Raw genomic sequence first — 12,852 nt, forward strand, 5'->3', positions numbered from 1 at the left:
TACAATTCCCATGGGTTGAAACCTTGTTGATGAGCACTCTTTTGATAGGAGGATTGATGGGATTGATTTTGCTGATTAGTAAATCACCATCCGGGAGGTGGTTGGGGTTCTTGTCCATCACTTATCTGGCAGCATTAATTTTTCAGCATGGTTCTATTTTGCATTTAGTTCCTGCCTCTTTATCAATGATCCCAATCGCATTCTTTTTGTATGTAAGGGCTTTCTTTTATCAGAAGAATCGAACCAGTCCTGCTCATTATTTTTTAATAATTCTTCCATTTGGAGCTGGAATCCTGCCAAAGGAGTGGCTAGTGATCAATTGGGCAATTAGTGGTTTAATAATCATAGGGTATGGAATACTAACCGTCCGCCTGCTATTAAATGAACAAAATATTCGTGGTTTTTCATACTTTCAGAATGCTGGGTCACGGATTGCATGGCTGAGAAACTTCGTGATGCTGAATGTCTTATTCATTATTCTATTGGTCTTGCAATTGCCGATAGAGATGCTGTCGATCGCCTACTTTGTGTTCATTTCCTTCATACTGTATCCGCTAGTTAAAGAGTCGTCTTTTCTATCTCCAATTCCAATTGGGAATAAGTACCAGAAGTCTACCCTGACACCAGTAATTAAGTCGACGATTATTGAGAAGGTGAATAAAATCATGGATGAGCAGCATTTTTATCGCAGAGATGATGCTTCACTGACAGTATTAGCCAAGGAGCTTGGTGCGACTACACATCACCTGTCGCAGGTATTGAATGAATCGCTTAAAATCAGTTTTCAGGATCTGATCGCGAGGTTCAGGGTTCGCGAGGCATGTAAGCTACTCCGAGATGAAAGGCAGGATCAGGTTAAAATTGAGAATATCGCCACGATGGTTGGCTATAACTCCAAGTCTGCCTTCAATACGGCGTTTAAAAAGCGTACAGGCTCAACTCCCTCGGAATACCGTGAGGCGAAGAACGTTCGGACTTATGGGGAAGAACATCTATCCGAACGGAAAGCACCATTGGTTGGAGATAGCTCATTTCATTTGAATCATGTTTTTAACCTCAAAATAAAAAGTGGCATGATTCAGCATTTTTTCAAAACTTTTAGTCGGAATATAAAGCGCAATGCGCTGTTTTCGTTCCTCAATATATTGGGGCTTACAGTAGGTTTTACCTGTAGCATTCTGATTTATTTGTATGTGCAGGACGAACTGTCTTATGATCGGTCACTTCCTGATTCAGATCTGATTTATCGCATTGCCTGGATGAATGACAATCCGCAAACCCGTACACCGCATCCAATGGCTCAGGCAATGGTGAATGACTTCCCTGAAGTTGAGGAAGCTGTAAGCTTTTCTCCGTGGTATGGTCCGGGACTCAGTAAAGATTTTATTCGAGTGGAAAATGAAAAACAGAATATCATTTTCGAAGAACCAGACTTCTTCTTTGCTGATTCTACCTTTTTTGATGTATTTGAATTGGAATTGGTGGAGGGAGATATAGATGCACTTAAAAAGCCTTTTTCCTTTGTGATTACTGAGTCGCTTGCTGAAAAATATTTCGGAGACTCCAGTGCAATAGGTAAGGAGTTAAGAGTAAATCAAATGCCGATAGTTGTGTCTGCTGTTGTCAAACCAATGCCCAAGAATTCTCACTTTCATTTCAATGCAATAATATCATATGTAACACTCAAGCAAATCAACCCGAATGATGCATGGATGAAATGGGGTGATTTTGGACATTTTAATTACATCAAATTGCAGGAAGGTGCGAATGCCCATATGCTTGAAGATAAAATCTCAGACTGGGTAGAAAACTATCTCGACTGGGATCAATCAGATATTGAACGATTGAGATCCGGTGAGTTAAGATTTGCCCTTCAACCAATTGAAGACATTCATCTCAATTCGCACATTAGATGGGAATTAGAGAACAATGGCAACAACTTGTACATCTACATTCTTACCGGAACAATGCTATTTATATTGATTATCGTAGGGATTAATTACGCTAATCTGACTACTGCAAAAGCAATTGAACGAGCAAAGGAAATTGGAGTGAGAAAGACAATGGGTGCTGTTACAAGAAATCTTTCAATTCAGTTTTTTATTGAATCATTTTTATTCTGCCTGATTGCTCTACTATTTTCCTTTTCACTAGCCGCCCTTTTTCTAAATGGGTTTAACGACCTGGCTGGAAAGAACTTTTCTATCGAGAGTTTGTTTATCGCTGACTACCTTTTCTTCGCATTATTATTGTGTATTACGGTCTCAATTTTAGCTGGTTTTTATCCAGCCATTACACTTTCCAGTTTTCAACCCACTGAAGTGCTTAAGGGCAAGCTCAAATCCAATAATCAAGAAGTTGGCTTAAGAAGTCTGCTGGTAGTTGTTCAGTTTACCATTTCAGCAATTTTAATAAGCGGCTCATTTATTGTATTCAAGCAAATTCAGTTTATGAAAACAACAGACCTGGGTTTTGATCAGGAGGCAGTCATTGCACTGAATGTTCCTATGAGTATCGAAATAGGTGGAGTGGATGTAGAAGCATTGAGAACAGCTCAAAATTTAATGAATAATATCAATGGTGTTTCCGGTACTATTTTAACATCAAGCGTACCAGGGGGGCAATTCAACCAGCATCAATATTATCTGAAACACGAACCCGAGAATCGTATTGATATTTCAAGTCTTGTCGTAGACTATGATGTTCAAAAAGTGTTGGGAATAGAAGTCATAGAAGGAAGAACTTTTGACAGAAGTTATGCCAGGGACTCATTGTACAACGTTTTAGTTAATGAGGCGACAGTTGAGCAATTCAACCTAAAAGATCCTTTAGGGAAAACCATTGTACAGCATTTTGGAGAAAATGTTTATGAGTCCACCATTATCGGAGTAGTTGAAAATTTTCACTTTCAATCAATGCACGAGGAAATTCAACCATTAGTTATGTCAGTTCAGCCACCTGCTGCAGGTCATATTCTTGTAAAGCTGGAAGGGCAAGATTTTGGAAAGACTATTTCAGAAATAGAGCGTGTGTATACTTCTCAGATTGATAATGATGTGGCGTTTGAGTTTCAATTTCTAGATAATCAGTTGGCGGAATTATATGATCAGGAGGTACGGACGCTTTCCATTTTTTCTGTTTTTTCTTTGATCGCTTTGCTCTTGGCCAGTCTGGGTCTGCTTGGGATGGCCATCGCAGTTATGAATCAGCGGGTGAAAGAGGTTGGAATGCGAAAAATACTTGGTGCCTCCACAATTCAGATAACGGGGATGATTTTGGGTCAACTTACTCGTCTTGTAGTGGTAGCAATGCTTTTAGGATTGCCAGTTTCTTACTTTCTCATGCAAAGTTGGATCAAAGAGTTCTCCTATCAGGCTCCTTTTGGTGTTATGCCTTTCTTGTTATCAGGAATCATTTTGATGGTAGTAGCTATGATAAGTGTTATTTCAGCAGTAACTAAGATTTCACTTTCTAATCCCGTAGAGGCTCTAAGGTATGAATAAAGTATAGGATTTAGTATACGTTATAATTTGATATCCATTTGCTTGGTATATTCATATCCAATATCAAATATTTCTTGAGCGTGTTTAGTATCCATGATATCGTAATTGCATAGCTCAACTGGTTCAATGAAAAGATCACATTGCTTCTCCAACTCACCATTGCTGGGGTTTACGGCTAGTTGAAACATGCGTGTAGTCACTTGAATTAGGCTGGTGAGTTCGTTAATTTGCTGTATTGGGCTGATGCTAGCTCCAATCACTTTTTTACAAATCTTTTTTAAAGGTCTTACCGGCACATTATCAAAGATTCCACCATCAGAATATAGCTTTCCATTCATTTCTACCGGACTGAAGAGTACGGGTATAGAAGCTGATGCCTGAATAATATCAGCTAATGGTCCCTCATCTAAATATTCAGCTTTTCCATCCAGCATATTTGTAACACAAATGATTAGCGGTATCTCAAGATCCTCCAGCCGCTCTTTTGATATTTTTTTCAAGAGCCTAGACTTCATTTTTGCCGAACTAAGTAGCCCCGTTTTGGGAATGTTAAATTCTGATATCCCGGTAAACTTATATTGTTTTATGATGTCAAAAGCCTCTTTAGGTGAGTGACCTGAAGCGATAAATGCACCGGCAATTGCACCTGCACTTACTCCTGAAATTACATCTGGTTTTATCCCCTTCTCTTCCAGCGCTTTGAGAATTCCCAGATGGGCAAATCCTCTTGCACCTCCGCCTCCAAGAGCAATTCCAAGGTCGTACTTTTTATTTTCTTTAGACATAAAATAAAATTAGTGCTAAACTGGCATTGAACGGGTAAATGAGGGTTTTAAAATTTAATGAGATAATAAAAAACCCCTCGAGATTTCAAGGGGTTTTCAATTAGTGGTGTCTGAAAATCACTTTTCTACACCAGGTGCTCTATTTAAATATTCTTCATATAGTTGGGTATGTCTACTCACCATTGGGATATTCCACCCATCAATAAATACGTACTTCACTTGCGTTCTGGTTTCAAATGGATCACCATTCGTCACAAACACATTGGCTACTTTCCCTTTTTCAATCGAGCCATATTTGTCAGCAACACCGAAAATCTCAGCGGGCACAATTGTCACCGCTTTCAAAGCTTCCTCTTTACCCATTCCATAGGTTGCAGCGAAACCAGCATGGTACGGGAGGTTTCGGGTGTTCTCAACCTCATTGGTTCTGATCGCTACTTTTACACCTGCTTGCAGCATAGCGCCGGCATTGGCGTAGGGTCTATCATATCGATCATACGGTCTTGTCGGGTTGCTAAGCACTGGGCCTGTGATAACCGGAACATCGGCCTTAGCAATATCCTCCGCCACTCTCCAACCTTCAGATACACCACAAAGTATCGCATCCGCGCCTTTTTCATCGATCCACTCTAAAGCTGACTTGATGTCTTTCGAAGAGTTTACGTTAATCAACAGCTTCATCTCACCTCTTACTGCTGGAAGTAATGCTTCCATCTCCGGGTAGTATGGCTGATCTTTTCCGCCTGTAGCTGAATCAATCTTATGGTACTGTACTGCTTTGGCCCATACTTCATTTAATTGTTTCAACGCTTTCTCGGCAGCTTTCTTGATGTCCTCATCGGAGCGACGATCCCAGCGACCTCTTCTACCTGTTGCAGGGAAGTTTACTACCACACCTTTGAAACCAGCATACATCTGATCCGGTGTATATCCATGCAGATTAATTAACGCAGCTGTGCCTGGGAATAATCCACCAGAAGGCATAGTTAATGCAGTCGTAACTCCATTCACTCGGGTCACCGGATGAATAACAGAACTTGGGTTTACAGCAGTAAGCGCTTGAATGTGGGGGATTACATCTCCAATCTCATTATTGTCCCTTGTTCTCGGGTCAGAGCTTACTTCAACCAATCCAATCTGTGTACCTCCATCAATCATTCCTGGATAGATTGTCAGGCCAGAGCAATCAATTGTTTTTGCTCCATCGGGTATGGATACGCTCGTTCCAACGTCACCAATTTTACCGTCACTGATTATTAAGGTTCCATTTTGAATGGTTCCATTAGTCACCGTTTCGATGGTTGCATTGGTTAAAGCAAACGTTCCTGCTTCTGCACTTGGGATTTGACCGAAAGCGATTCCGGCTAGCGCCACAAGTGTTAATGTCAATATGTTTTTTATGTTCTTAATCATGATAGCTTATTTATCAGTGAACAAAAATTCTGTATTCGCCATGCAGCGATCGTGATCTTCTGCTTCCCAGAATGTCACATCGATTTTCTCTTCCGGATCCGGATAGAGACGCATATCAGCCGGGTCGTTTTCACGATCAAATCGTACGATACCGTCAACAATTGTTACCATTGGAACTGCATAGATGGATAGTGGATGATTTTTGAAGATCGCCACGTCACCTTCTTTCCCTTCCTCAAGTGATCCAACACGGCTGTCAATTCCAAGTTGCTTGGCAGGGTTGATTGTAATCAGTGAAAGTGCCTCGTCATCAGTCAAACCACCATACTTCTGAGACTTGGCGGCCTCATGATACAGGTGACGAATTAGCTCTCCGGAATCCGAGTTAATAGAAGTAGTTACTCCATTCTTGGTTAAGATTGCTGCATTGTAAGCCGTGCTGTAGTACACCTCAAACTTATAGGCCCACCAGTCAGCAAAGACAGAAGCTCCTGCTCCAAACTTAGCGAGTTCAGGCGCAACTTTGAATCCTTCGTTTACATGTTGAAATACCAATTTGTCCACACCAAAATCTTTACACACTTGCATCAGCATATAGATTTCATCTGCGCGGTAGGAGTGGCAATGAATGATGATATTCCCTTTCAGGATGTCCGCCAATGTTTCCAATCGCAAGTCGTAAGTCGGAGCTTTCCCTTTGTAGCCTTTCTTGCTCTTGTTGGAATTGTGGTCATTCCACGCTTCCATGTATTCTTTGGCTTGCTGGAAAGAACTTCTTATTACATGTTCAACTCCCATTCGTGTTCGGGGAAGAATTCCATTTCCACCACCATGCACACGTGTTGGATTCTCTCCTAAGGCAAACTTGATTGTTCGAGGAGCTCCATTCATGCGCATGTTGTCCGGGTCGATTTCTCCGTATCTAAACTTTACCGTTTCACACTGTCCGCCAATGGCGTTAGCTGATCCATGCATAGAATGTGCGGTTGTCACACCACCCGCAAGTGCCTGATAAATGCCAACATCCAAAGGATCCAATGCATCGCCTACCCAAACTTCAGCAGTAACCGGGTTGGTGGCTTCATTCACTGCGTCAAGTGCAAGGTGTGAATGCGCATCGATGATGCCGGGCATCACATACATACCATTCGCGTCTATGGTTTTAGCACCATTTGGTGCGCTTAGTCCTTGCCCTATTTTTGAGATTTTCCCGTCCCGAATAAGGACATCTGTATTGTCAAGTGTGCCGTTCGTTACAGTTAATACCGTTCCGTTTTTGATTAGCACACTGCCTTTCTCCTGAGCCATCGTTATCGTGATGGTGAGGAGTAGAGCTATGATTATATTTATTTTCTTCATATTTATTTTCGTTTATATGTTCACCTTACTGTGGGTCTCTTGATCCTTCCATAGGGAAGCTGCCAAACTGTGCTACAGATAAGGTTCCTTCGAATGAATCGCCATCGATATCCATACTGATATCAACTGTGATTTCTTCGCCCATATTAAGCTTGAAAGAAAAGGAAACATTGTTGCCATCCACCGTCACATTCTCAATGTCATTGGTGCTGTCATTGAAGCTCACGGTGATAGTGCCACTGTAATCTCCGGGAGTTCCTTTGAGTGTAATCACGCCACTACCATTTCCTTGTGGTGTTTCTGTGGTGTAGTTCCAAGTGCCTGAAGCATCAACAGGCTCACCACCATTACTTTTCTTCTTTTTCTTCTTTTTCTCTTCGTACTCGTACTTCACACCATCTACAAACACATATCGCACATTAGCATCCTTTGTGAAATATGCTGTGTCTGAAACTACCAGGTTAGCCATTTTCCCCACATCAATGGTGCCCATCATATTGGATACACCTAATATAGATGCCGGTTCTGTTGTCAATGCGGCCAGCGCCTGATCTTCGGATAGTCCATTCTCAATCACCTTCAGGAGATTCGTTTTAAAGTCTTTGGATTTCACTTCCATAGTTGAGAAACCAAACTTTACTCCATTACTCCTGAATTTCCCTGCTTGCGTATAATAATTCTCAATCATCGAATTTTGTCGTTCCTTCAATGCTTTCTCCTCTAATTCAGCTTCGGTTGGCTCTTTTTCCTCTTCTTCTTCCTTATCTTCTTCTTCTTCATCGCTTTCTTTTTCCTCTTTTTCTTCCTCTTCTTTCCATTCAGGGAGGTCAAGCGAAAGGAAAACAGGAGCTCCAGTTGCTTTAATCGCAGGGATAGCATCCCAACCTTGCTTCACTTCTCCAAGCATCAAATTGAAGCCCAGATCTCGCTGAAGTGCGATCACTCTCATCACATCCTTCACACTTTCTGCTTTAAATACTACTGTCATTTGCTTTGAAATCACTGGATAAAGCGACTCAAGTGTTGCGTCAGTTGCCGGGCGCTCCATACCGTTAGGATTGCTGTTGTATTTGGCCTGATAGTCCCTAGCCTGGCTGGCTTTCCGATAGAGGTCTCGGTACTTTGCCATAACCCCGATTACAGTATTTGGGTAAACTCCTCCGGCACCAGAAAGCTGTGCAAACATGGACGTTTGGTCTTTGACAACCATACGCTCTCCGTCTGTACCACCTAACAAGACGATTGCACCCATTCCAGGGAGCATGCCATTGTGAGGAACGCTGTGGGAAGCTGTAAATCCAACTTTTCTAAAATCCTCTACTGATTTGTTACCAGGGTTTAGCATCTCTCGAGATGAGTTTCCAGGAGTAATGCCTGCTCGCTCATCTGATGGATTTCCTGTTTTTTTACGATCATCATCCTCGTCTTTATCTTCAGGTTTTTCTACGCCAATATTGGACAGACCGCTGATAAATCCGGGATAAACAAACATCGAATCAGCATCTACCACCCAGGCATCTGCTGGGATAGCTATGCTAGATCCTACTGCTTTAATGATTCCGTTTTCGATTAGGACAGTACCATTTTGAATGATTCTGCCTGGTGCCTGTACGATTGTCGCATTTTTAATAGCATACTTATTCGTAACAGGCTTCAGATCGCTATCCTGTGCGATACTGACGTCCGGTAGGAGGACGAAAAGCAAAAGCAGGATAACGCATCCAAATAAACTGCTGCGTTTTTGCATAGGTTCTTTACTTTAGGTTTAAAATGGATAGGGAATTTAGGAAATTCCTGCAGCATGAAAACCATTATTATACGAATGGTGTTTCTTTGCCTCATGTGGTTTAAATCTCGGAGACTGCTCTTAACTATCTAACGGAATGAAATTGGACATACTTGCTATAGTAGCTCACCCGGATGATGTGGAATTATCATTTGGCGGAACGCTTCTCGCACACCAGAAGCAGGGGTATAAAACAGGGATTCTGGATCTTACCAAAGGAGAGCTCGGAACAAGAGGTACTCCAGAAATCCGTGCACAGGAAGCAAAAGATGCCGCTGAGATTCTTCAGCTTTCTGTGAGAGAGAATCTTGGACTCCCTGATGGCTTTTTTGAGAATAATAAGGAAAACCAAATAAAAATAGCAGAACAAATACGTCGGTTTAAGCCTAAATTGGTCATCACCAATGCCATTTATGACCGCCATCCTGATCATACCCGAGGAGCACAGTTAGTGGAAACAGCGTGCTTTATTGCAGGATTAAAAGCAGTTAAAACAGCATGGGATGGTGAGAAGCAGGATGCTTTCCGACCCGATAAACTTTATTTTTCGATCCAAAGTATTGCTCATGAACCAGATATTCTGGTTGATATATCAGATGTGATTGAAGAAAGACGAGCCGCTATTCACGCATTTAAGTCTCAATTTTTTGATCCAAATAGCAAGGAGCCGGAGACATTTATCAGCTCAGAGGGATTTATGACTATGCTGGATGCCAGATCGAGAGAGTGGGGTCACAGAATAGGGGTTAAGTACGCTGAAGGATTTAAGGTGAAGCACTTTCTGGGAGTGAAAAGCCTGTTTGATTTAGTTTAGCTTGTAAAGCCTTAATAAGTTACTCAAACACTTTTGACGTAATTGGGTTTATATTTCAACTCAATAACTTAATCTAACCCAATTGAATCGAAAGGTCCTAGTCACGATTTTATCATTGTATAGCCTTTTCATCAATGCGCAATCTGACTCCACTAAATCGTGGCTGGAGTTGGAAGCTGTTTATTCTGCTCTTCCGTGGTTTAATGCACATGGAGGTTTGGAAACTGGATTTGTTTACATGGACAATGCGGATGTCACAGCGAAGATCAACTTTGATCAGCTCCTGAATCTCAAGGACAACTTTTCATTATTTGTTTATGGATTAGGTAATCATGGGGATAGAGCTACCGATCTAATGGGAGATTTTCAAGTCGCCAGCAATATTGAAGCAGTAAAGGCGTGGAGGGTTTTTGAATTATGGATTCAGAATAATTTTTTGGATGACAGACTTTCTGTTTTAGTTGGTTTATATGACTTGAATTCTGAGTTTGATGTATTGCGGCCGGGCACCTTGTTCATTAACAGCTCATTCGGAATAGGTGCAGAATACGCACAGAGCGGGCTTAATGGTCCTTCAATTTTCCCAATTTCCTCTTTAGGTATTCGCATGGCCACTTTTATAGGTGATAGGACACGGGTTCGGCTGGCCATTTTAGATGCTGTATCCGGTGATCCTGAAAACCTCAAAAGCAATGAAATTCACCTAAGCAGGAAGGAGGGAGCATTGATTTCCGGTGAGGTTTCCATTTATACTGATGCAAGTTTTAGTGAAAATAATCTAAATATCGAACGTTCTTATGTTACACGTAGAAGAAAAGTGGGGCGCGAGCATGAGGTCTACAAAAATGATAAGGTCAACATTGGTGGATGGTATTATACGAGTGAATTTGAAGCTATTAATGATCAATCTTCCTCACACGGAAACTATGGGGTTTATATAGGGGCTCAGAAATATATGCCTATAGGAGAAAAAGGTGATTTTGCTTCTCTTTTTGGTAGATATGGGGTAGCAAGCTCACGGTTTAATCGCTTTGGGTCAGCTCTTTCAGGTGGTGTGGTAGTCAGCAATCCCATAACTACAATGGACGACAATTTTGGGTTGGCATTCTCATCGGGCATCAATGGAGCAGAATTTCAGGAGATTCAGGGGAGTTCTGAAACAACAGAAACAGTAATCGAATTTACATACTCACTACCTTTGGCTTCCTGGTTTTTACTTCAGCCTGACGTACAATATGTTATTAATCCCTCCACACAACAGGAATTGATGAACCCGCTTTCGTTCGCTATGTTGGTTCAGATTTCGTTTAAATATTAGCTTGGTATTGTCGATCCAGATACCTCAGTTGAATCAATTGAGACTCTTTTGAGCCTTTGAGCAAAAAGTGGTAGGTGCCTAACCATTGTAGTGCCTCTACCAATTCTACATTCGGATAAAACTCATCTCTACAGAAATGGACAAATTTCAAGATTTTGAAGGCATCAAACCAATGGAAGAAGCGCTTTTGAAATTGTTCAGATGAACTTACTTGGTTCTTGATCTCATTGATTTGGTCCTCCCAATCGTCACCTAGAAAAGTTGTGACGGTCATCGGAAGCCTCCAGGTGTCTTCTTTCCAGATTGTATCAACTTTACTGAATAGAAGCTTCAGATCTTCAAATGTATTTGGGTGATAGACGTAATATTCATCATCGGTCTGAATGATTTCATTTACTGCCTTTCCTGTCCCAAACGGAACTCGGTCAGACACTCGATCAGAAGGGCGGATGGTTGTTGTATTGATCTCCGCAAATCCTCCATGCGGAATGGTTTTGTTAAGGAAATAGAAATCTTCTCCAGCCTTTCGGGTGTTCATACCGCCTACTTTTTCATACATCGAAGCTCTCACAGTGATACAGGAGCCGAGGGTTTGGTGAGCATAAGGAAACTTTGCAATGCGCAGCGCTCCGATGTAATACCTTAGGTATAATTCATAGTCCACAATAGCTGGATGATGCTCACGATGAAGGTGGTGTTCGTAAAAAACAATTCCCGAATTTGTGTTTGGATTTGAATAGGCAAGTTCGATTTCATCCAAATAGTTAACATCACATCTACAGTCTGCGTCGTAACAGATGATTCCTCCATCATTACCGGACTTTCTGAATATTCTTACAGCCTCATCCATTCCAATTTTCCTGGCTAATCCTACACCCGCCTTCTTAGTTGGAAGTTTTTGATGTGTGAAGAGAAGAGGGAAATTGGAGTGATAGTTTTTCAGCTGCTTTAATGTTTCTTCATTCGCGGATCTGATTTCTGAAGATGCATCTTCCGGTTCATTGACAACAACAATAATGAGTACTTCATCCTGTGGTAAATCACAGGCATTGAGCGAGTCCAAAGACCCAATCAGATCCGGTTCTTTAAAACACGGAATAACCACGATGAGCGATAAATTCTCAGGTGGCTCATATTCAGGAAAGAGTTTATGCGGCCAGGCATACCGCTCCAGATATATCGACATTAGGGAGAGAGACGGCTAATTTTCCATGTACCTTCCATTTCATCTTGGTAGAAGATGCGATCATGTAATCTGCTTTTTCGTCCCTGCCAAAACTCAAATGTTTCAGGGATAACCAGGTACCCGCCCCAGTTTTCCGGTAGTGGTATTTCTTTGTTGAGAAAGCGTTCTTCAAGCATTTTGAGTTTTTCCTCCAATACAGATCTGTCAGTAATCTCACTGCTTTGATTGGAAGCCCATGCCCCCAGCTGACTTTCTCTGGGACGCGAATGAAAATATTTGACTGACTTTTCTTTCAATACCTTTTGTGCTTTACCAGTAATGATCACCTGTCGCTCCAATTCGTACCATGGAAAAAGTAAACTGATGTTGGCATTATGCTCAAGCTCTTGCCCTTTTTTACTGTCGTAATTCGTATAAAACGTGTAACCTTCCTTGTCGGCATCCTTCAGAAGAACGGTTCGTTGAGATGGAACTCCTTTTTTACTTACTGTGCTGACCACCATCGCATTAGGCTCCAATATTTCTGAAGCAACTGCCTCGGTAAACCATTTATCAAACTGGTTGAACGGATTTACTTCTATTGATTGTTCATCAAGCTCTTCTTTGGAGTATTCATTCCGTAATGATGCGATATCTTCTCTCATGTTCCCTATTCCTTTTACTTTTGAAACTCATCATGAGCGAAGGT

Annotated in this window: 9 protein-coding genes; 3 read left to right on the forward strand and 6 right to left on the reverse strand. The window is 41.5% G+C overall.

What is annotated here, in order from left to right; genetic code table 11:
- The first annotated feature begins 29 nt into the window (after nt 1-29).
- The gene (locus CHB71_RS15495; protein WP_179213438.1) at nt 30-3,503 is read left to right on the forward strand and encodes an ABC transporter permease; all 3,474 of its coding nucleotides are present in this window, start codon (nt 30-32) and stop codon (nt 3,501-3,503) included.
- A gap of 20 nt (nt 3,504-3,523) precedes the next feature.
- Here the strand turns inward: CHB71_RS15495 and CHB71_RS15500 are convergent, their stop codons facing one another.
- The 4 genes from CHB71_RS15500 to CHB71_RS15515 form a co-directional block, all read right to left on the reverse strand.
- Nucleotides 3,524-4,288 (reverse strand): patatin-like phospholipase family protein, encoded by a 765-nt coding sequence (locus tag CHB71_RS15500; RefSeq protein ID WP_089357849.1) that lies wholly within the window; start codon nt 4,286-4,288, stop codon nt 3,524-3,526.
- 117 nt (nt 4,289-4,405) lie between these two features.
- Nucleotides 4,406-5,701, reverse strand: coding sequence for an amidohydrolase family protein (locus CHB71_RS15505; RefSeq protein WP_089357850.1), 1,296 nt, complete (start codon nt 5,699-5,701; stop codon nt 4,406-4,408).
- Between the two features lie 6 nt (nt 5,702-5,707).
- Nucleotides 5,708-7,060: an amidohydrolase family protein gene (locus tag CHB71_RS15510; protein WP_089357851.1), complete on the reverse strand. Its 1,353-nt coding sequence runs from the start codon at nt 7,058-7,060 to the stop codon at nt 5,708-5,710.
- A gap of 25 nt (nt 7,061-7,085) precedes the next feature.
- Nucleotides 7,086-8,807 carry an amidohydrolase family protein gene (locus CHB71_RS15515; protein WP_089357852.1) on the reverse strand — a complete coding sequence of 574 codons (1,722 nt, stop codon included), beginning with the start codon at nt 8,805-8,807 and terminating at the stop codon, nt 7,086-7,088.
- A 136-nt stretch (nt 8,808-8,943) separates the two neighbouring features.
- Here CHB71_RS15515 and bshB1 point away from each other — a divergent pair, with 136 nt between their 5' ends.
- Together bshB1 and CHB71_RS15525 are read left to right on the forward strand one after the other, a co-directional pair.
- Nucleotides 8,944-9,660, forward strand: a complete 717-nt coding sequence (bshB1, locus tag CHB71_RS15520) for a bacillithiol biosynthesis deacetylase BshB1 (RefSeq protein ID WP_089357853.1) — start codon at nt 8,944-8,946, stop codon at nt 9,658-9,660.
- An 82-nt stretch (nt 9,661-9,742) separates the two neighbouring features.
- Nucleotides 9,743-10,978: a carbohydrate porin gene (locus CHB71_RS15525; protein WP_144017449.1), complete on the forward strand. Its 1,236-nt coding sequence runs from the start codon at nt 9,743-9,745 to the stop codon at nt 10,976-10,978.
- Here CHB71_RS15525 and CHB71_RS15530 read toward each other — a convergent pair.
- Entirely contained in the window at nt 10,968-12,164 is a 1,197-nt protein-coding gene (locus CHB71_RS15530; RefSeq protein ID WP_089357855.1) for a glycosyltransferase, read from the reverse strand. The genes CHB71_RS15525 and CHB71_RS15530 overlap by 11 nt on opposite strands.
- A complete protein-coding gene (pdxH, locus tag CHB71_RS15535) occupies nt 12,164-12,808 on the reverse strand; it encodes a pyridoxamine 5'-phosphate oxidase (protein WP_089357856.1) in 645 nt (214 codons plus the stop codon). Before pdxH ends, CHB71_RS15530 begins: the two co-directional genes overlap by 1 nt.
- Nucleotides 12,809-12,852 lie beyond the last annotated feature (44 nt).

Origin of the sequence: Ekhidna lutea (assembly GCF_900188325.1) — a bacterium.
In the GTDB taxonomy this organism is placed as follows: Bacteria; Bacteroidota; Bacteroidia; order Cytophagales; family Cyclobacteriaceae; genus Ekhidna; species Ekhidna lutea.

Coding starts and splice junctions, on each gene's coding strand:
- CHB71_RS15510 (WP_089357851.1), bottom strand. CDS start 7,060: ATGAAGAAAATAAATATAATCATAGCTCTACTCCTCACCATCACGATA.
- CHB71_RS15500 (WP_089357849.1), bottom strand. CDS start 4,288: ATGTCTAAAGAAAATAAAAAGTACGACCTTGGAATTGCTCTTGGAGGC.
- bshB1 (WP_089357853.1), top strand. CDS start 8,944: ATGAAATTGGACATACTTGCTATAGTAGCTCACCCGGATGATGTGGAA.
- CHB71_RS15505 (WP_089357850.1), bottom strand. CDS start 5,701: ATGATTAAGAACATAAAAAACATATTGACATTAACACTTGTGGCGCTA.
- CHB71_RS15515 (WP_089357852.1), bottom strand. CDS start 8,807: ATGCAAAAACGCAGCAGTTTATTTGGATGCGTTATCCTGCTTTTGCTT.
- CHB71_RS15495 (WP_179213438.1), top strand. CDS start 30: ATGAGCACTCTTTTGATAGGAGGATTGATGGGATTGATTTTGCTGATT.
- pdxH (WP_089357856.1), bottom strand. CDS start 12,808: ATGAGAGAAGATATCGCATCATTACGGAATGAATACTCCAAAGAAGAG.
- CHB71_RS15530 (WP_089357855.1), bottom strand. CDS start 12,164: ATGTCGATATATCTGGAGCGGTATGCCTGGCCGCATAAACTCTTTCCT.